Genomic DNA, 20,776 nt, shown 5'->3' on the forward strand with positions numbered 1-20,776 from the left:
CCATGACCATCAGTTGGTGGACGCTTGGCATTCAGACCGTCAACGTCGTGATTCTGATCTGGCTGCTTGGGCGCTTCTTCTGGCGTCCGGTCGCGGCGATGATCGAGCAGCGCCGCGCCACGGCGCAGCGGATTGTGGCCGAAGCCGAGGCAAAGCGCAGCGAGGCAACGGTCGCGCTCGCGGAGATCGAGCGTACGCGCGACGGCTTGGCACGAGAACGCGAAACGATCCTGGCGGAGGCCCACGAAGCGGCGGAGCGGGAACGCGCGACGCGCCTGGCGGAGGCGGAAAAGGAGGCGCGAGCCCTGGAAGATGCAATGAAAGCGACGATCGCCAAGGAAAAGCAGGCGATCGATAAAGCCTGGGCCGAGCGTGCAAGCCGGCTTGCGATCGATATCGCCGAGCGTCTTGCGGCGCGTCTCGATGGTCCGGCGGTACGTGCTGCATTCCTGGATTGGCTTGTTAAGGAAATCCGGGCTCTGCCGACACCGGCGCGACAAGCTGCAGCCGCGGAGGGCGTCACGCTGGAGGCTACGAGCGCGACAGCGCTTGTTCCTGCCGACCAGGATCGCTACCGCGAACAAATCGGCGCGGCGCTTGGTGCCCATCCGCAGATCGTCTTCAAGGAGGATCGCACGCTCATCGCCGGCCTGGAACTGCAGGGGCCGCATTTCGTCGTGAGCAATAGTTGGCGTGCCGATCTCACAAAAATCCTCTCAGGCCTTACGCATGACAATCGAGCTTGAAACCCAGGCGGATGCATGGCTGGTGCAGGCCCGCGCCAAGCTTGATAACGCTGCGCTTGGTCCGCGAGCCGAACAGATCGGGCGGGTCGAGGAGGTCGGAGACGGCATCGCGATCGTCTCCGGGCTGCCCAATGTCAGGCTCGACGAGTTGCTGCGCTTCGATAAAGGACAGTTCGGCTTCGTCCAGGTGCTCGAACGCGACCGGGTCGGCTGTGTTCTATTGGACGATGTCGATGCGATCGAAGCCGGCGACATGGTGCGCGGTACCGGCGATGTGGTGCGCGTTCCCGTGGGGCCGACGATGCTTGGCCGCGTCGTCGATCCGCTCGGCCGGCCGCTCGATGGTAAGGGACCAATAGCGAACGACACATTGGAACCTATCGAGCGCCCGGCTCCGGCGATTATCGATCGGGATCTCGTGATCCAGCCAGTTCAAACCGGCCTCGTGGTCGTCGATACCCTGTTCGCGCTCGGCCGCGGCCAGCGCGAACTGATTATCGGCGATCGTGCCGTCGGCAAGACGACGATCGCGATCGACACGATTATCAATCAGAAGACGAGCGATATCGTTTGCGTCTACGTCGCGGTTGGCCAGAAGAGCTCAAGCGTACGCCGCGCCGTCGATGCGATCCAGAAAAGCGGAGCCTTGGAGCGCTGCATCATCGTCGTTGCCGGATCTGCAAGTTCTCCCGGCCTGCAATGGATTGCACCCTTTGCCGGATTTACGATGGCAGAATATTTCCGCGACCGCGGCCAGCATGCGCTGGTCGTGGTTGACGACCTGACGAAGCACGCCGCTACCCATCGTGAGATCGCGCTGCTGACGCGTCAGTCGCCTGGACGCGAAGCTTATCCGGGCGATGTGTTTTACGTGCATGCGCGGCTGCTGGAACGCGCCGCGAAGCTCTCCAAGGAGAAGGGTGGAGGCTCGCTGACGGCACTGCCGATTGCCGAAACCGACGCAGGAAATCTTAGCGCTTATATCCCGACCAACCTGATCTCGATCACGGATGGCCAGATCGTGCTCGATGCCAAGTTGTTTCATGAAGGGCAGAAGCCCGCCGTGGATGTCGGTACCAGCGTCAGCCGGGTCGGCGGCAAGACCCAGGCCCATGCCTTGCGGGAGACGGCCAAGACGCTGCGCCTCGACTATGCCCAGTTTCTTGAACTGGAAATGTTCACGCGATTCGGCGGTATGCCGGATACGCGCGTGCGCGATCAGTTGACGCGGGGCGCCCGGATACGCGCAATCCTCGACCAGCCCCAGCACGCGCCGGTGCGGCTTGCCGATGAGGTGGCGCTGGTTTTGGCAGTTCAGTCCGGCTTGTTGGACCGACTGCCGCTGTCGGCGGTAAGCGCCTTCCGGCAGGGCCTGAGTGAGGCCATCGATCGCGGTGCTCCCGGGGCCGTTCGGACGATCCAGGAGTCCGGCACGCTCGATGATGCCGGGAGGCAGGCGCTGGGCGAGATACTGCGCCGCTATGCACAGGGCTTCATTCCGGCCGCACGTCCGGAAACGGTCAGCCAGCCATGACCGAGCGCCTCGCCGACATCGACGCGCGTATTGACGGCATCGGCCAGCTCAAGGCCGTGGTGAACGCGATGCGCGGCATCGCGGCGGCTCGCGCCCAGCAGGCTCGCAGCCAGTTGACCGCCGTCGACAGCTACGCCGCAACGATTGCGGCCGCGATCGGACGGGCGCTTGCGCTGGCTCCTACCGCTCGCCTTGGCGCGGCCCGTCAACCGATGCGGCCCGCACTCGTGCTATTTTGCGCGGAGCAGGGATTTGCCGGCGCATTCAGCGAGCGCGTGCTCGATGTGGTCGGCGCCGATCTCGCCAAATCCGAATTGTTTCTGATCGGTACACGCGGAGGCATAGCGGCTGCTGAAAGGAACGTCACCGCTGGTTGGAAAACACCCATGCCGTCGCATTCGCTGGGTATTCCAAGGCTCGCCGACACCATCGCGCAAGCGCTTTACACCCGTATCGCCAGCGGCGAAATCGGGCAACTCGATGCTGTCTTCAGCGAACGCCGGCCGGGCCACGCGATAGAGGTGCGGCGCCGCCGGCTGTTTCCCTTCGACGCAGCGCAGTTTCCGCCCCCGTCCGATACCAACGCACCTATCGTGAATCTGGCGCCGGAAGCTCTGCTGCGCGCGCTTGCGACGGATTATCTGCATGCACAGCTCTGCAACGCAGCGCTCCATGCCTTCGCGGCGGAGAACGAGGCGCGTATGGAAGCCATGGCGGCGGCACGTAACCAGATCGAGCGCCAGCTTTCCGAACTGCAGGCAACGCAGCGGCATGTACGGCAGGAGGAAATCACGGCGGAAATCATTGAGCTTGCCGCCGGCGAGACAGCGAGCCGAGCCGGCAAGAACTGACGCCGCTGGAATTGAACCTTGCCGGTCGTAATTTAAACGTCCGGATCAGGCAAAAAATTCACTAGGTAATTTCCGAACCTGTCGTCGCGAATATCTTTGGGGCAGGTTGCCGTCGGAAGCCGATCAACTCGTACAGCGCTTCGCACCACGAAGCAGAAACTATCGTGATGGACGCGTTGATCGAAAAAACATCGGCTGCCGCCACGTCCATTGGTATGGGCGCCTCACGGCTAAGGGCTGCCGAGCCCTTAAATACGCAAAAGATGTCCATCAAAAATCTTGACTTCTACTACGGCGATACTCAGGCGCTGAAAAGCGTGACGCTGAATTTACCGGAGAAGCAAGTGACGGGGATGATGGGGCCATCCGGTTGCGGCAAGTCGACACTGCTGCGGGTATTAAACCGGATGTATGATTTGTATCCGGGTCAACGCGCGACCGGCGAGGTCCGACTTGATGGTCAGGACATTCTCGGGCCAACGATCGACCTCAACCTGCTTCGCAGCCGGGTCGGTATGGTTTTCCAGGAGCCGACGATGTTTCCGATGTCGATCTATGACAACATCGCTTTTGGGCCGAGGATCTACGAAAAACTGTCTCGCGCCCGAGCCGACGAACGGGTGGAGGAGTCGCTGACGCGAGCCGCGATCTGGACCGAGGTGAAAGATCGTCTTGACGAGCCGGCAGGAGAACTTTCGATCGGCCAGCAGCAGCGTCTCTGCATTGCACGCGCGCTTGCGAGACGGCCCGAGGTGATCTTGCTGGACGAGCCGACCAGCGCGCTGGATCCGATCAGTACGCAAAAAATCGAGGAGCTGATCGCCGAGTTGAAGCCGACTTTAACGATCGCTATCGTGACCCACAACATGGAGCAAGCCGCGCGATGCGCCGATCAGGTGGCGTTCTTTTACCTCGGTGAGGTGATTGAGGTGGGACCAACGGCGCAGATATTCTCCGCGCCGCAGCAGCCTAGTACCCAGAATTATATCGCAGGCCGGTTCGGCTGATAGAGCTATTTGCCGCTGCTAAGTATTGGCGCAACGCGCGCGTCACCGGCGTATAGGAGGGCCGCGGTAGCTCATCAAGCTCTGAACGTAGTTGCCGCGCTCCCGGGCCTCCGCCTTTGCTCCAAGAGGAGGACGCATCAATCCCTTGATAGCGGCCACGGAAGCAAGATCGCGGGCCTTCAGCCAAGTCTCCAGGCCGGAAAGCAGTGACCGGATGTGTTCGGGCCCGTTGCGAAGCAGAGCCGAAGTGGTCATTACGGCGTCGGCTCCCGCGAGCAGGTACTTGATGACTTCATCCGCGGTCCGCACGCCCGTACTCCCGGCAAGCGAAGCGTGCGGCAGCCTTTCGGAGAGCAGGGATATCCAGAGCAAACCGAGCCGGATTTCGTCGGCATCGCTCAGCGCGATTTCGTTACTCCAGCGCAATTGAACGAGATCGATGTCCGGCTGATAGAGGCGATTGAACAGGACCAGCCCGTCTGCGCCGGCATGATCGAGTTGGATTGCCAATGCGCCGAAAGCAGAAAAATAGGGGTGTAATTTGACCGCCAGGGGAATACCCACCCGAGCGCGAACGGCTTTGACAAGCGCCACACAATCGGCCTCCGCCTGCGCACCTGTGACAAAGGGATCGGACGCGATCCGGTAGATGTTGAGCTCGAGCGCGGCGGCTCCAGCCTGTTCAATGAGCCGAGCATAGTCGACCCAGCCTGCCTCGGTGGTTCCGTTGAGGCTGGCGATGATGGGGATATCGACGGCGTCGCGGGCCCGGGCTACGAGATCGAGGTAGCCGTGCGGTCCCGCGTTGTAGGCGATACCCGCGGGAAAATAGGAACTTGCTTCCGGCGAGCTTTCCGCGCCGATACTCGTCAGCATCTCCGCCTGCAACTCTTCTTGCCGAATCTGCTCTTCAAAGAGCGATGGAAGCACGACGGCTCCGGCGCCTGAATCTTCCAGCAGCCGAATTGTACCCACGTCTCCCGTGAGCGGGGAAGCTGACGCAATGATCGGGTTACGCAGCCCAAGGCCGAGATAGTCCGTGCCGAGATCCATGTTCTCTCCTCAGCCTTTCAACTCGCCGCCTGGTCGTGTGTCGGGGTGAAACCGGCTGCCATCGCGATTGGCGAGCGCTTCATACTGGGCGTACTTCTCGCTGGCGGCCGTCTGCGCGTGGGCAAGCAACTCGGCGGCGTCCTGCGGCCGGCTGTTGGCCAGGCTGCGATAGCGCAGTTCGTTATAGGCGTAGTCCTTTAGCGGAATTGTGGGCCGCGGGGAGTCAAGACGGAACGGCGCTTCGCCGGCGTTTCGCATTGCCGGGTTGAAGCGAAACAGCGGCCAATAGCCGGAGGCCGTGGCCAGATCCTGCTGGCGCATGCCGAAGCGGAGATCGAAACCGTGCGCGATGCAATGACTGTATGCCAGGATCAAGGATGGCCCGGGCCAGGCCTCGGCTTCACGGAAAGCCAGCAGCGTCTGCTGCGGGTTGGCGCCCATCGCGACCTGGGCAACATAGACGTTGCCATAGGCAATCGCCTGCAGACCGAGGTCCTTGCGCGCGGTGCGCTTGCCGGCGGCAGCGAATTTGGCGACCGCACCGAGCGGGGTGGCCTTGGACGCCTGGCCGCCGGTGTTGGAATAGACCTCGGTGTCGAGCACCAGCACGTTAACGTCGCGCCCGCTGGCAAGGACATGGTCAAGACCGCCATAGCCGATATCGTAAGCCCAGCCGTCGCCTCCCACCAGCCAGATGCTGCGGCGAATCAGATGATCGAGCACGGACAGGAGATCGAGTGCGCGGGGATCGTCGCCTAATTCGGTCAGCCGACGCTTCAGCTCGGCAATGCGCCCGCGTTGAATGAGAATTTCGGACTCGCGAATCTGGGGCGCAGCAAGGATCGCTTCGGCCAATGGCTCGCCGAGCCGCGGCGCCAGATCGTGCAGCAGACGCGCCGCCAGAGCGCCGTGCATATCGGCGGCGAGGCGGAAGCCGAGGCCGAATTCGGCATTGTCCTCAAACAACGAGTTCGACCAGGCCGGGCCACGACCCTCGCGATTCGCCGTCCAGGGCGTGACCGGCAGATTGCCGCCGTAGATCGAGGAGCAGCCGGTCGCATTGGCGATTTGCAGGCGGTCCCCGAATAGCTGGGATAGCAGCCGCAGATAAGGCGTCTCCCCGCAGCCGGCGCAGGCCCCGGAGAACTCAAAGAGTGGCTCAAGGAACTGGATGCCGCGCACATTGGCGAAATCCACCTGGGCGCGGTCGTTGATTGGCAGTTTCTCGAAAAATGCGATGTTTTCCCGCTCAGCCTCAAGCACCGGCGCCTTTGGCGCCATGTTGATGGCTTTGGTGCCGGTTAGGGTAGGGCTATGCGCTGGGCAAACCTCGACGCAAATGCCGCATCCCGTGCAATCCTCGACGTAGAATTGCAAAGTGAAGACACTGTCGGGATAGCCGCGGGCATTGACCGGCGCCGACTTGAAGGTAGACGGGACGGGTTCGCCGGGATCCATGAGTCTCGCGCCATCGTAAAATTTCGCGCGGATCACCGAATGTGGACAGGCAAGCGCGCACTGGCCGCACTGGATGCAGCTATCCGTTTCCCAGATCGGCACCTCGTCAGAGATATTGCGCTTCTCCCAGGCTGCCGTCCCCAGCGGGAATGTACCGTCGACTGGCATCGCACTGACGGGCAATTCGTCGCCCCGTCCAGCCATAATTGCGGCGGTGACCTGTTGCACGAATTCCGGCGCTGACGGCGATACGATTGGCGGTCGCTCGAAATCGCTGGTCGCAGCCTGCGGTATCGTAACCTCGCGCAGATGCGCCAGCGTGTGATCGACGGCGGTAAAGTTTTGCGCGACGACGCTATCGCCCTTCTTGCCGTAAGTTTTCTCGATCATGTGCTTGATGCGTTGCACGGCTTCCTCGCGCGGAAGCACACCGGAAATCGCGAAAAAGCAGGTCTGCAGGACGGTATTGATCTTGCTGCCTAACCCGGTGTCTCGAGCAACCCGAGAGGCGTCGATGACGAACAGACGGAGACGCTTGTCGATGATTTCCTGCTGCACGGAGCGTGGGAGATGGTCCCAGGTCTTTTCCGGCTCGTGCGGGCAGTTGAGCAGGAACGTGGCGCCGGGAGCGGCGAGCCGAAGTACGTCGACCCGATCAAGGAACCCGAACTGGTGGCAGGCGACGAAGCTTGCAGATGAAATCTGATAGGGCGCGTGAATCGGATTTGGCCCGAAACGAAGGTGAGAGACCGTCTGCGCCCCGGATTTATGAGAGTCGTAGACGAAATAACCCTGGGCGTAGCGATCCGCGTCTTCGGCCAGGATCTTGACGCTGCTTTTGTTGGCGCCGACCGTTCCGTCGGATCCAAGTCCGTAGAAAACCGCCCGGACCACTTCGTCCGGTTCGATCATGAATGACGGGTCGACGGCGAGGCTGGTAAAGGACACGTCGTCGGTAATGCCGACAGTGAAGCTGTTTAGCGGCTCGGGCTTGGTCAATTCGTCGAACACGGCCTTGGTCATGGCCGGGGTAAAGTCTTTCGACGACAGTCCATAGCGACCGCCAATTACCCGCGGCAAGATTTTGCGCCGGCCAGAGGCAACCGCCTGGGCCAAGGTCGTGACCACATCGAGATACAGCGGCTCTCCGGTTGATCCAGGTTCTTTCGTCCGCTCCAGGACAGCGATTGCTTGGGTCGTGGCGGGCAATGCTGCCAGGAAGTGGTCGGTCGAAAACGGCCGATACAACCGCACCTGCAGCACGCCAAGTTTCTGTTGATCGCCCTTGGTCCGGTTGAGGACTGCGGCAGTATCGCGCGCCGTTTCCGCTGCGGATCCCATCAGCACGATCACGCGATCGGCGTCCGCCGGACCGTCATATTCGAACAGGCGGTAGGGTCGGCCGGTGATCTCTGCAAAACGGCTCATCGCCTGTTCGACAATTTTCGGCGTGCGAGCATAAAATGGATTGGCGGTTTCGCGCGCCTGAAAGAACGTGTCGGGATTTTGCGCCGTGCCGCGCATGACCGGCCGTTCGGGTGTCAGCCCACGGCCACGATGCGCCCGAACCAGATCGTCCCGGATCATCTTGCGGATATCGTCGTCCGGAATCAGGGTGAGTTTGTTGAGCTCATGTGATGTGCGAAACCCGTCAAAGAAGTGAAGAAAGGGCACACGGCTCTCAAGCGTTGCCGCCTGGGCGATCAGCGCGAGATCGTGGGCTTCCTGCACCGAACCGGAAGCGAGTAGCGCGAATCCGGTGGAACGGATCGCCATCACGTCGGAATGATCGCCGAAGATCGACAATGCCTGAGTGGCGACCGATCTTGCGGCTACGTTGAAGACCGTCGCGGTCAGCTCTCCCGCGATCTTGAACATATTCGGAAGCATCAGCAGAAGGCCTTGCGACGACGTAAAGGTCGTCGTGAGTGCACCGGATTGCAGTGCGCCGTGTACCGTGCCGGCAGCTCCCCCTTCGCTCTGCATTTCCTGCACGACGGGAACACTGCCCCAGATGTTGCGGATACCGTTCGACGCCCACTCATCGGCCAATTCGGCCATCGTGGATGAAGGTGTAATCGGATAGATCGCGCAAACCTCATTCACGCGATAGGCGACATGAGCGACCGCGGTATTGCCATCCATGGTCGCGGTTGTCTGCGCCGCGATTTTCCGAGTGACTGCTTTTTCGCTGACGATCACGTTCATGCTATTTGCTCCGGCTCGGCGACGGCACGTTCCGGCGTCATCTCGATCGCGTGGCAGGGACATTGCTCGAAGCAGACGCCGCAACCCGTGCAAATATCGTAGTTGTAATCGTAGCCGCGGCCCGGGCCGAGCTTGAGGATCGCCTGCTCCGGACAGGCGGCAAAGCATTGATCGCACTCGAAACAGTTACCGCAGGATAAACATCGCTTCGCTTCGTGACGGGCAGCGGCCTCGCTTAATCCCGCCGTTGTCTCCTCGAATCCATGAGCCAGCCGCTCATTCGCAGGCAGCTCGTGCTGCACCGAAGCCAGGGCGTCTGCGAAGATTGGCAGATTGAGTTGTTCGAATTTAACCGGCGGATGCTTGGCGGCGACCTTTAAGACTTCGCCGCGCAGCCACGCATCGATATGACGGGCGGCCTTTTTGCCGTGCCCGACAGCGGATGTGACGGTTCGATCGCCCCTTACGGTGTCGCCGCCGGCAAAGATACCGGGCCTGCCCGTCATCATGCCGGCGTCGACGACAATATTGCCGTCCGGAGTGAGGACGACGCCGGGCAGTTTCCGCAAAAAGCCGCTATCGCTCTGCTGGCCGAGAGCCAGAACCACGGAGGTTGCAGAAAGAGTCTCGAATCTTCCGGTCGGTTGTGGCTTGCCCTGGGAGTCCATCTCCATGCGCTCGACGACCATGTCCTTGTCGCCGATCTCGCGGATGCTGGTCAGCCACTTGATCTTGATCCCCTCAGACAGCGCTTCGTTAGCTTCGAATTCGTGCGCCTCCATATGCGGACGATCCATGATGAAGACGATCATGGCCTCGTCGGCACCGAGGCGTTTGGCGGTTCTCGCCGCATCCATCGCGGTGTTGCCGGCGCCGTACACAATGACGCGGCGGCCGAGCTTCGGAGCTTCGCCGGTCTCGGCGTCGTGCAGCAGATTTATGGCAGTCAGCACCCGGGATGCGTCTCGCGCCGGAATATCGATACGCTTTCCGATCTGGGTGCCGATCGCGATGAATACGGCGTCGAATTTGCCCTCGGTCTGCTCCGCGAGCACGTCTTCGACCTTGTGATTGAGAGTGATCTTCACTCCCATCGATTCGATACGTTTAATCTCCGTCATGAGGTCCGCGCGCGGCAGACGATAGGCCGGAATGCCGAAATGCATCATCCCGCCTGGCATCTCGCCGGCGTCGCGGATCTCAACCGTGTGACCGTCGCGGGCGAGATGGTAGGCCGCCGACAATCCGCTCGGACCGCCTCCGATAACCAGGATTCGTTTTCCGCTGGCGGGTGCCGCGACGGGCAGGGTCCATTTCTGCTTGGCTGCCATATCGCCCAGGAAGCGCTCCACGGAGTGGATATTGACCGCACTGTCGAGTTGACCCCGATTGCAGCCGGTTTCGCAGGGGTGATAGCAGACCCGTCCGTGCACGGCCGGAAACGGGTTGTCGCGCAGAATCGTCTCCCAGGCCTCGCGGTATTTTCCAGCTTGCGCCAGATCCAGCCAGGCCTGGATGTTTTCGCCGGCCGGGCAGGCGCTGTTGCAGGGAGGCATGAGGTCGACATAAATCGGTCGCTGCTCGCGGACCGGACCGGTGCCCTTTTCTCGGAGCAGGTCGATGACCGGGGTGAAATCTTTTTGCAGGGATGTCATGGCGCTCTCGATCCTACTGCGACGCGGGGATAGCTACGTGCTTGGCGGCGGCCCCGGTTTCACGCAGGAAAAATGTCAGGACGAGCGACAGCACGATGGCGGCCGCCCAAATCGTGTCGGTTTGCTGGAAGTTCTCCAGCGTCAGCGTTTTTCCGCCGGAAAGATGCATCAGAGCGAAACCGAATACCGGCGCAAGGAAAGCACTGAGGCTGAAGACCAGAAAGTTCATCGCGCCTGTGGCGCTGCCTTTGACGTTGTCGGGATTGGCTTCCTTGATCATTGTGTAGGGAATCATCGCGGCGCCTGATCCGATCCCGAAGACCAGGCCGCCAATGTAGGGCGGTATGGAAGCGTTCAGATAAGTGATGCAGATGCCCGATATCAGCATCAGGAGAGTGCCTACGAGTAGCACCGGCTTGCGCCGACCGAGACGATCGGCCAAATAGCCGAGCAACGGGGCTCCGATGACCCAGCCGAGCGGTACCATCGAGGATCGTGCAACGGCCTCAGCCGCCGGAACGCCGAGGCCTTGGCCCAGGAACGGGACGCCCCAGATCATGTCACCGATCGTCGTCGGCATGAACAAAAGTCCGCCGATGAAGCCACACAGATAGGATTGCGGGTTGGTCAATACGACCTTGTAGGGCGCGAACATGTCCCAAATCGATCCGCTCTCGGGCTCCCGGCGGGCCGGCGTTGCGACCAGCATCAGCAGCGCGACTAATGCCAGTGCGGCTCCCGCATAGATCCACAACGACTGCCATCCTAGTTCTCCATGCACCAAGGGACCGACAGCAAACTGTCCGGCAAACCCGCCGAGCATTCCAGCAAGCTGGGTAAACCCGATGGCGGTCGCGAGCCAGCGCGCAGAGAAACCGTGGACCGCAAGATAGACGGCTCCCGTGAACGCGAAGGCCGAGCCGGCCCCCTGCAGCAGCCGTCCGCTCTCCGCCGCTCCGATCGAGCCCAGCCCGAACAGCACGCTGCCGAGTGCGGTCGTCAGAACGCCGATGAAAATAGGTAGTTTCGCGCCGTAGCGATCCAGCGTCGCTCCGGCCACGATCGCGAAGCTGGCGTAAGTGTAGTAGTAAAGTCCAACCAGCGAGCCGATGCCCAGGGTCGTAAGCCCAAACGCAGTCGTCAGCTCGGGCATCATCACGCCGGGCGCGGAGCGCAGCGCGTATTGCAGGAAATAGAAGACGAGGCAAAGAACCCACGCAACAATGAATGCGGTCTTTGGCTCCTCGCGAGGGGCAGCTCGTTGCGCGATTGCGATTGTCGGCGCTATCGCGGAAGCCGAAAGTGTGGATGCTGCCTGCGCGGCGATCTGCGGCTGACGCATGTCAAGGTTCCCGATGATTGTGACAAATGGAAACAGGAGCTACGCCTCGAAGTCCTGGATAACCCGGCAGAATTGGGCATCGTATCCGTATCTTCGACGCAAACGACGCGAAGGTGGTAGACTCGGAAACTACTCAGATCGTGGGGCGAGCGATGAGTCCACTTGTACAAAACTCGGCGCTCGCTCCGGGGTATCGAGGCAGGCAGCAGTCGGCGTTTCAGTCGGCTGCGGCGACAGCGGGCGCTGTGGTGTTGGCTCCGGAATGGACGTCGATGCGGGTGGGGTTGACTGTGCCCAGGATCGTTTTTGCTCGGGCGATTTCCGCCGCGGGGCCGTGAGCCATTACCAGAAAGCTGTCGGTTTTCAGCGCGGTTTCGTATTCGATCACGCTGTCCTTTGGCACGCCAATGCTAAAGAGCGCGGCGGCGAGGGCACTTATCCCGCCGACGATGATGGCATTCTCGATACCGGCAATCACGATCGTGGCGATATATCCCAGCACGACAACTTGTCCGACAACGGGAACGGCCATGAACATGCCGCCCAGGAACAAGCCCCAGAACCCACCCCAGAATGCACCTCGTATGCCCCAGAACTTGACTCGATCCCCGGTGTTGTAGAATCCGACAACTTTCTCGTCAGTGTGGTAGCCCTTGCCGACAACACTGAGGTTCTTCATTTCGAAGCCGGCAGTGGTCAACTTCTTGATCGCGGCTTCCACGGCGGGATGGTCAGCAAAGACGGCAATGACGGTATCGGTAATTTCCATCGGATGTTCCTTAGCGGTAAGTGGGATCGCGTTTCGGGTCGTTGAACCTGAGGCCAACGTTAGGTTGGAATGATCCCGCCAGGATAGATTCGGAAATTACTTAGTCCGTGCGTCTATGTAGTTTTGCCAGGATTGATACCGTTGTTGAAAGATCGGGCGTGGCGGGCTGCCGCGTTACCGCGCCCAACTGAGTAATTTCCGAGCCTATCTTCGCGGGGAACGGTTTGTAATCTTGCCGCAACAGATTGAGCCAAGGAGTGCCCCCAGAAAAATTCCACTCAACAAATTGACAGGAAAGATTCGCATGTCTCACGATAGCCATCTGCAGCAGGCTGTACTCGAAGAGCTGAATTGGGAGCCGAGCGTGACCGCCGCGCATATCGGCGTTATGGCGAATGCCGGTGTCATAACACTCACGGGTCATGTCGTAAGCTTCGCACAAAAGCATGCAGCCGAGACGGCGGTCCGTCGCGTAAAGGGTGTCAAGGCCGTTGCCGAGGAGATTGAAGTCCGGCTGCCCTATGAAACAAAACGCAGCGACGAAGAGATAGCCGGAGCGGCACTAGGACGGTTCGGATGGGATGTCTCAATCCCCCGCGACACCATCAAGGTCACGGTCGATGGGGGATGGGTTACCCTGACCGGGGAGGTCGAGTGGTATTATCAAAAGGACGCCGCCAGCATGGATGTTCGAAGCTTGTTCGGCGTTACCGGCGTCACCAATTCGATCACGATCACGATCAAGTCAACCGTCAACACTTCGAATATCAGCGACGACATTATGCATGCGCTGGGCCGCTCATGGTTCTTTGACCCCAAGACGATTTCGGTCAGCGCACAAGGTGGCAGGGTTCGGCTCACCGGCACAGTAAGATCCTGGCACGATCGTCAGTTGGCAAGCGCTGCCGCGTGGGCCGCCCCTGGTGCAACCGCCGTCGAGAATGATATCGCCGTTGTCTGATGACATGATCGAGCGATGCGCGGATAGCGCGGCTTGCAATACCGGAAATGCTGGCTCAACGCGATCCTTCGGCTTGTCCGGGGGAGAAGCGCTTGATTGTTTGGGTCGGCTTGGATCTTCAACCCGCAGAGACAACTTTTCCAGTCAGGAGCGCAAGCGCTCCCGTTCGTCTGCAGATATCAAATTCATAACTGCCCTACTCATTATACCTACATAACGCATTTCATTACTGGTCAATATTGCTCAGTCGAAAGCTCAATTTTAATTTTCGGTCTCACTCTCTCAATTAGTTCGGCCGTTGGAACGAATTGTTGCTTGGCGTCTTACCGCACTGCAATGGCTCCAGATCGGAAAATGCTTTCCGGTCGTGCACGCCGTTGAGAGTGCTGGTGTTACATGACCGACGCCCGGTTAATGGCAGAACTCGCTAAGAGTTGCCGTCTGCTGGCTTGCCATCAACAAAATCCAAATATTCTGGATATGCTGCATGATTTCGAAGAAGATTTTGCGCAGAAAGCAAGGGACATTGAGAGCGGAAAGCGACGCGCCCGCCATGACGAGCCGTTGTCGCAACAAAGCGGGCCGCTCCGGGTTTCTTCGGGGCCCTGGTTCTCATGACGATTTCACCAAATGTACGGCAATTTTCCAGAAACTCCGGAAGGCAAGTGGGAGCCGCGGAGCCGATCGACTTGCAATATCGGTCGGCGAATGAGCGGTTGACCACCCTTAACGCCCAGCTCCAGGATACACTGGAGAGACAACGCACCACATCGGACGATCTTCAAAACATTCTGTATAGCATTGACGTTGCGACGCTGTTCTTGGACGCGGATCTCAATATCCGGTTCTTTACGCCCGCGACGCAGTCGATATTCAATTTCGGCCCGAACGATATTGGTCGATCGGTCGCGAGCTTTCAATCGCTCGTGTCGGATGACACTCTGTTGCTGGATGCCCAAACGGTATTGAAAACGATCACGCCTATTGAGCGCGAAATCGAAGGTCGGAGCGGGGGTTGGTATAATCGTCGCGTGTTGCCTTACCGCACGCGTAATCGAGGGGTTGAGGGTGTCGTCATTACGTTTATTGACATCACAGAGCGAAAGCGCGTCAAACGTGCTTTGGAGCAAGCAAAGCAGCAGGCAGAGCGTGCGAACGCGGCGAAATCGCGTTTTTTAGCTGCTGCAAGTCACGATCTGCGTCAACCGCTTCAGACCTTGCATCTGCTCCAGGGCGTGCTGACGAAAGTAGTGGAGGGCGAAGCCGCGCAAAAGTTGATCGCAAGATTCGACCAGACGCTGGCTAGCATGTCCAGCATGTTAAATACGTTGCTTGATATAAATCAAATCGATTCCGGGGCGGTTCGCGTAGAAAAGACCACGTTTCCGATCGGCGATCTGTTCGATGTGTTGAGAAATGAATTCGCCTGTCACGCAGACGACTGTAAAGTTTCTTTGCATGTCATCCCATGTAGTCTTTCGATCCACAGCGATCCTCGCCTGCTTGAGCAGATGATCCGCAACCTGCTTTCAAATGCACTAAAATACACCAAACGCGGAAAAGTATTGCTCGGATGCCGCCGCCGGAAAGGAAAGTTGCGTATCGAAGTCTGCGATACCGGACCCGGAATTCCCGAGGAGGAGCTTCACGCTATCTTCGAAGAGTATCGTCAACTCGACAACGCCGCGCGCGAACGTAGTCAAGGTCTTGGTCTTGGTCTGTCCATCGTAAAAGGCTTGGGAAATTTACTTGAGCATCGGGTGTACGTGCGTTCGCAGCCGGGCAAGGGATCGGTGTTCGGCATCGAGCTTGAATTGCCCGAAAGCGACATTGCGAAACAGCACCAGGACGAGCGACACACGGGTGAACCGAAAGATGAGGCCATTCGTCGGACGGCCGAGATTCTAATTATTGAGGACGATCCCGAGGTGCGAGATCTCCTCGATCATCTCCTCAAAGACGAGGGTTATCGTACGGCCGTGGCGCGGGACGGTGCTGCCGCGATTGATTTGGTGACACGGGGAACCATGCAACCGGACCTTATACTCACGGACTTCAATCTGCCGAACGGTATGGACGGACTTCAGGCCACAGCAAAATTGCGTGAGAATCTTCACCGAAAAGTTCCGGTCATCATTCTGACGGGAGATATCTCCACGAGCACATCTTGCGAAATCGCCCTTCAGAATTGTGTCAAACTCAACAAACCGGTAAAATTGAAAGAGCTGACGCAAGTCATCCAACAGCTCGTTGCGTTGCCGGTTTCGATCGAGCGGGTGGCGCCGCCAGTCAAGGCGACTGATATTTCTATGCAGCCGGTCATTTTCGTCGTCGATGACGATAGAATGGTACGGGAAGCAATCCGCGATGTTCTTGAGCACGAAGGCCGGAGCGTCCAGACTTATTCGACTTGCGAAGCCTTCATCGAGGCCTATCGTCCTGGCCATGAAGCCTGTCTGCTGGTCGATGCTTACCTGCCAGGGATGAGCGGGCTGGAATTGCTGCGCTGGCTGAGCCATTCGGACCATGGGCTGCCGGCCATCATGATTACGGGCGATAGCGATGTGCCGATGGCGGTCCGAGCCATGAAAGCCGGCGCATGGGACTTTATCGAAAAGCCGATCGGCCACCGCGAACTTCTCGAAAGCGTCGAGAATGCGCTCGGACAGTCGCGGAATTCCAGCAAGCTGCTGGCATCTCAGCAGTCCGCGGCAGGCGCCATCGCCGGTCTTACGCCGCGGCAACGGCAGATCATGGAGCTCGTTCTGGCGGGCCATCCCAGCAAAAATATCTCTGCCGACCTCGGCATTAGCCAACGGACAGTGGAGAATCATCGCGCCTCGATCATGGAAAAAACAGGCTCGAAGTCGCTGCCGGCTCTGGCCCGCCTGGCATTTTCTGCCGCCGGTAACGGCGCTGCGGGACCGCGGAGCAAGGCTTTGACTCAGCGTTCGAGGCCTTTCAAATCTGACGGGGCGCCACCGATCGCGCGAGCGCCGTTACTTCATAAATCAAGGAAAAGAAAAGATGTACATGTCGGGTGAAAGTCTGCTGATCATACTCCTGGTCGGCCTCGCTGCGGGTTGGCTCGCCGGCCAAATCATACAAGGAACCGGCTTCGGGCTCATTGGCGATTTGGTTATCGGCGTTGTCGGAGCGTTCATCGGCGGCTGGCTGCTGCCGCAACTCGGTATCCACCTTGGCTCGGGAATTATTTCGGCGATCATCGACGCCACGCTCGGTGCCTTGTTGCTGTTGCTGATCATGAGGTTGGTTCGTGGCGGAAATGGATGGCGAGCAAGAATCGGCAGGGGTTGGAACAGGCTTTGGTAACGAAGGCGACCGTAGCCGATTTTTTTGCAAAAACGGGAATTCGTAATGGCGTACGCAGACTCTGTTTCCGACGCTTCGGCGCGGCACAAGATCATCGATAGCAGCACATCCAAGGCCTATCTTATCGGTGGAGGGATCGCCTCGATGGCCGCGGCGGTCTTCCTGATCCGCGACGGCGATTTTCTGGGCCGCAACATCACGATTTTGGAAGAGCTTAATGAAATCGGCGGAAGCCTTGATGGCTCCGGTTCTGCCGAAAAGGGCTACGTTTTGCGTGGCGGCCGGATGCTCGAAAGCAAGTATCTCTGCACCTATGAGCTGTTTTCCTCGATCCCAACTCTCGACGAGAGCAAGACAGTCACGGAAGAAATCTTCGCCTGGAATGAGACGATGAAAACGTCATCGAAATCCCGTCTCTTCCGCGATGGCATCCGGCAGACCGCGCCGGCATTCGGCCTCAGCGAAAAGCACATTTTGACGATTGAACGCCTGGCGTTCGAGCCCGAGGCCGTTCTCGGCGATAGCCGCATCTCCGATCAATTTGATCCGGCATTCTTCGAGACCAACTTCTGGTTCATGTGGTGCACGACCTTTGCTTTCCAGCCCTGGCACAGCGCCGTGGAGTTCAAGCGCTATCTGGTGAGATTTTCCCACATGGTTGCCGGTTTCGACCGGCTGCAGGGAATCATGCGTACCGTCTATAATCAGTACGACTCAATGGTCAGGCCTCTAAAAAAATGGCTCGACGATCGTGGCGTCGTGTTTCAAACAAATACCTGCGTTACTGATATCGGGATCAGCGAACGCGATGGCACGACGACGGCCACACGCATCATCCATGAGCGAAGCGGCCGTTCTGAAGAGATTGCGGTCGAAGCGAGCGACTTTGTGCTGGTTACTCTTGGGTCAATGACCGAGGCGTCTACCCAGGGCGGGATGGACGCGATACCGGAGCTGCGCGGCAAGGCGGACGGTGGGGCCTGGAAGCTCTGGCAGAAGATAGCCAAAGGACGGTCCGAATTCGGTCGTCCATCCGCTTTTGATGGTCACGTTGATCGCTCCAAATGGGTATCGTTCACCACGACTCTCCATGATCCGACGTTCCTTCGAATCATCCGCGACTTGAGCGGCAACGTGCCGGGGGAGGGCGGTCTGATAACTTTCCCCGATTCCAACTGGCTCGCCTCGATCGTTATCCCGCATCAGCCGCATTTCATTGATCAACCGGAAGATGTCAGCGTGTTTTGGGGCTACGGTCTGTTTGTGGACAAGCCCGGCAATTTTGTTGGGAAGCCGATGTCGGCCTGTACTGGCCGCGAGATCATGACGGAGTTGCTGGGGCACCTCAAGATCACGACGGAGGCCAGCAAGGTTCTGGATACTTCGATTTGCATTCCCTGCATGATGCCCTTCATCACCAGCCAATTCCTGCCGCGCCAGCAGGGCGACCGGCCGCAGGTTGTCCCGAAGGGTTCGAGGAATCTGGCCTTTACCGGCCAGTTTTGCGAATTACCCCACGACGTCGTGTTCACCGTTGAATATTCGGTGCGCTCGGCTCAGACGGCTGTCTATGAACTTCTCGGCCTGAAGCGGGAGATCCCGGCCGTTTATCAGGGAAAATTCGATCCGCGCGTTCTCTTTAAAGCGTTTATGGCCCTGCACGATTTCCATATGTAAGCGCAGAAATTTGAATGATCCATTCACCCTGGGCCGCATCCTGGGTCGGAACTGATGTGTGCCATCCGAGCGCACCGATCTTCGTCCATTTGATGGTCGCATTACCGCCTTGAGCGGACAGGCGTTAGGTAGTTTCCGAACCTACCGTTGAGAGATTGGTTCTGGCTATTCTTCACGCTCTCCCTTGTTTTGAAAGGAGCAGCGCGATGCTGTTCTCGGAATCCTATCTTCTATATCTCACCCCGGTTCTCCTTATCGTCGCCTTTATCCTGATCGGGGCGAGCGTGAAGATTTTGCGCGAATATGAGCGCGCGGTCGTCTTTACGCTCGGCCGTTTTCAGAAGGTCAAGGGGCCGGGCCTCGTGCTGTTGCTTCCGTTTGTCCAGGAAATGGTCAGAGTGGATCTGCGCATCCAGGTGATCGAAATACCCACCCAGGACGTGATCTCTCATGACAACGTCTCGATGAAGGTCGATGCGGTACTCTATTTCAACGTGGTCAATCCCGAGCGGGCGGTCATTCAGGTTCAGGACTACCTTCCCGCCACCAACATGCTCGCTCAGACGACGCTGCGTGCCGTGCTGGGGCAGCATGAACTCGATGAGATGCTGTCCGAACGGAAAAAACTCAGCACCGACGTGCAAAGCATCATCGATAGCCAAACCGAGACCTGGGGGATCAAGGTAAGCAACGTCGAGATCAGGACCGTCGAGCTCACCGAAAACATGGTACGTGCTATCGCCAAGCAGGCCGAAGCGGAGCGCGACCGCCGTGCCAAAATCATCCATGCGGAGGCCGAGTTCCAGGCTTCGCAGACCCTCGTCAACGCTGCCAAGATACTCTCGAGCGTTCCGGCCGCCATGCAGTTGCGCTACCTGCAAACACTGGCAGAGATCGGCGCCGAGCAGAATTCCACCGTGGTCTTTCCGATGCCGATCGACATCATCAAGCCGTTCCTCGAACTGATCGATCAACCCGGCAGGGCGGCCGGGGCCAACGGCGCAGGTCGCATTCCCCTCGTGAAGGACGTTCCGCTGGGTGCGTAAGATTGTGATCGGGCCAACTCCGACCCAATCCGAGCCATCGGCGGTTGTAATTTGGCAAGAATTATTCGCTCCATAACAAACAGGAAAACCGTCATGAAGGCTTTCGTTTATCTGGGTCCGGCGAAGAAGGCCGTGGAAGAGCGCCCGAAGCCGGAGATCACGGCACCCACCGACGCCATCGTTAAGGTAACCAAGACGACGATCTGCGGCACCGACCTGCATATTCTCAAGGGCGACGTCCCGAGTTGTCAGCCGGGCCGAATTCTTGGCCATGAGGGCGTCGGCGTCATCGAGACAGCCGGGCCTGGCGTCACGGCGTTCAAGCCAGGAGATCGGGTTCTGATCTCCTGTATCAGTTCTTGCGGCAAATGCTCTTATTGCAGAAAGCTGATGTACTCGCACTGCACCACCGGCGGATGGATTCTTGGCAACACCATTGACGGGACGCAGGCCGAGTTCGTCCGCATCCCTTATGCGGACACAAGCCTCTATCACATTCCTGATGGCGCCGACGAAGAAGCGCTGGTGATGTTGAGCGATATTCTGCCGACCGGGTTCGAATGTGGCGTTCTCAACGGCAAGGTCCAACCGGGCACTACCGTAGCAATCGTCGGTGCCGGACCGATCGGACTAGCCGCGCTGCTTACCGCCCAATTCTACTCGCCGGCCGATATTGTGATGATTGATCTCGACGACAACCGGCTTGAGATCGCAAAACGGTTCGGGGCGACGGCGGTCGTCAACAGCACCGACGGCAAGGCCCTGGAGAAGATTCTGAAAATGACAGGCAATCGCGGTGTCGATACCGCCATCGAAGCGGTGGGCATTCCGGCGACCTTCGAATTATGTGAAGGGATCATCGCGCCGGGCGGCATCATCGCCAATATTGGGGTGCACGGTAAGAAGGTCGATCTCCATCTCGAACATTTGTGGGATCGGAATATCACCATCACCACGCGGTTGGTCGATACGGTCAGCACGCCCATGCTGCTCAATAGCGTTCGATCGCACAAGATTGATCCGAAGCTGCTGATAACCCATCGCTTTAAATTTTCACACATCCTTGACGCTTATGACGCGTTCGCCAATGCCGCAAAAACTCACGCGCTCAAGGTGATCATCGAGGCCTAACGACG

16 protein-coding genes are annotated in these 20,776 nt (G+C 59.0%); 11 read left to right on the top strand and 5 right to left on the bottom strand.

Annotated elements, in window-relative coordinates; all coding sequences use genetic code 11:
* The first annotated feature begins 2 nt into the window (after window positions 1-2).
* From HB676_RS18670 to pstB, 4 genes are all read left to right on the top strand, one after another.
* The gene (locus HB676_RS18670) at window positions 3-746 is read left to right on the top strand and encodes an ATP synthase F0 subunit B (protein ID WP_213739341.1); all 744 of its coding nucleotides are present in this window, start codon (window positions 3-5) and stop codon (window positions 744-746) included.
* Entirely contained in the window at window positions 730-2,280 is a 1,551-nt protein-coding gene (locus HB676_RS18675; protein ID WP_213739342.1) for a F0F1 ATP synthase subunit alpha, read from the top strand. The genes HB676_RS18670 and HB676_RS18675 overlap by 17 nt, the downstream gene beginning before the upstream one ends.
* Complete coding sequence (locus HB676_RS18680) at window positions 2,277-3,131, top strand: F0F1 ATP synthase subunit gamma (RefSeq protein ID WP_213739343.1); 855 nt, start codon at window positions 2,277-2,279, stop codon at window positions 3,129-3,131. The genes HB676_RS18675 and HB676_RS18680 overlap by 4 nt, the downstream gene beginning before the upstream one ends.
* 215 nt (window positions 3,132-3,346) lie before the next feature.
* Window positions 3,347-4,138 carry a phosphate ABC transporter ATP-binding protein PstB gene (gene pstB, locus HB676_RS18685; RefSeq protein ID WP_213739562.1) on the top strand — a complete coding sequence of 264 codons (792 nt, stop codon included), beginning with the start codon at window positions 3,347-3,349 and terminating at the stop codon, window positions 4,136-4,138.
* Between the two features lie 42 nt (window positions 4,139-4,180).
* Here pstB and HB676_RS18690 read toward each other — a convergent pair whose 3' ends face one another.
* From HB676_RS18690 to HB676_RS18710, 5 genes are all read right to left on the bottom strand, one after another.
* The gene (locus tag HB676_RS18690; protein ID WP_213739344.1) at window positions 4,181-5,191 is read right to left on the bottom strand and encodes a dihydroorotate dehydrogenase-like protein; all 1,011 of its coding nucleotides are present in this window, start codon (window positions 5,189-5,191) and stop codon (window positions 4,181-4,183) included.
* 9 nt (window positions 5,192-5,200) lie between these two features.
* Entirely contained in the window at window positions 5,201-8,857 is a 3,657-nt protein-coding gene (gene nifJ, locus HB676_RS18695; RefSeq protein WP_213739346.1) for a pyruvate:ferredoxin (flavodoxin) oxidoreductase, read from the bottom strand.
* The gene (locus tag HB676_RS18700) at window positions 8,854-10,524 is read right to left on the bottom strand and encodes an NAD(P)-binding protein (RefSeq protein ID WP_346347382.1); all 1,671 of its coding nucleotides are present in this window, start codon (window positions 10,522-10,524) and stop codon (window positions 8,854-8,856) included. Before HB676_RS18700 ends, nifJ begins: the two co-directional genes overlap by 4 nt.
* Window position 10,525: 1 nt before the next feature.
* Window positions 10,526-11,854, bottom strand: coding sequence for an MFS transporter (locus tag HB676_RS18705; protein ID WP_213739348.1), 1,329 nt, complete (start codon window positions 11,852-11,854; stop codon window positions 10,526-10,528).
* Between the two features lie 217 nt (window positions 11,855-12,071).
* Window positions 12,072-12,623 (bottom strand): general stress protein, encoded by a 552-nt coding sequence (locus tag HB676_RS18710; RefSeq protein WP_213739350.1) that lies wholly within the window; start codon window positions 12,621-12,623, stop codon window positions 12,072-12,074.
* 304 nt (window positions 12,624-12,927) lie between these two features.
* Here HB676_RS18710 and HB676_RS18715 point away from each other — a divergent pair, with 304 nt between their 5' ends.
* The 7 genes from HB676_RS18715 to HB676_RS18745 all read left to right on the top strand — a co-directional run bounded on the left by HB676_RS18715 (window position 12,928) and on the right by HB676_RS18745 (window position 20,771).
* A complete protein-coding gene (locus tag HB676_RS18715; RefSeq protein WP_213739563.1) occupies window positions 12,928-13,584 on the top strand; it encodes a BON domain-containing protein in 657 nt (218 codons plus the stop codon).
* Window positions 13,585-13,980: 396 nt separating this feature from the next.
* Entirely contained in the window at window positions 13,981-14,202 is a 222-nt protein-coding gene (locus HB676_RS18720; RefSeq protein ID WP_213739351.1) for a hypothetical protein, read from the top strand.
* Window positions 14,199-16,628: a response regulator gene (locus HB676_RS18725; protein ID WP_213739352.1), complete on the top strand. Its 2,430-nt coding sequence runs from the start codon at window positions 14,199-14,201 to the stop codon at window positions 16,626-16,628. The genes HB676_RS18720 and HB676_RS18725 overlap by 4 nt, the downstream gene beginning before the upstream one ends.
* Complete coding sequence (locus HB676_RS18730; protein ID WP_213739353.1) at window positions 16,612-16,917, top strand: GlsB/YeaQ/YmgE family stress response membrane protein; 306 nt, start codon at window positions 16,612-16,614, stop codon at window positions 16,915-16,917. The genes HB676_RS18725 and HB676_RS18730 overlap by 17 nt, the downstream gene beginning before the upstream one ends.
* A gap of 45 nt (window positions 16,918-16,962) precedes the next feature.
* Window positions 16,963-18,594 carry an oleate hydratase gene (locus HB676_RS18735; RefSeq protein WP_213739355.1) on the top strand — a complete coding sequence of 544 codons (1,632 nt, stop codon included), beginning with the start codon at window positions 16,963-16,965 and terminating at the stop codon, window positions 18,592-18,594.
* A gap of 206 nt (window positions 18,595-18,800) precedes the next feature.
* Entirely contained in the window at window positions 18,801-19,640 is an 840-nt protein-coding gene (locus HB676_RS18740) for a slipin family protein (protein ID WP_213739356.1), read from the top strand.
* A 93-nt stretch (window positions 19,641-19,733) separates the two neighbouring features.
* Window positions 19,734-20,771, top strand: coding sequence for a zinc-dependent alcohol dehydrogenase family protein (locus tag HB676_RS18745; protein WP_213739358.1), 1,038 nt, complete (start codon window positions 19,734-19,736; stop codon window positions 20,769-20,771).
* The last annotated feature ends 5 nt before the right edge of the window (window positions 20,772-20,776 follow it).

The sequence above is a fragment of the Bradyrhizobium sp. dw_411 genome, assembly GCF_018449695.1.
Taxonomy (GTDB): Bacteria; Pseudomonadota; Alphaproteobacteria; order Rhizobiales; family Xanthobacteraceae; genus Bradyrhizobium.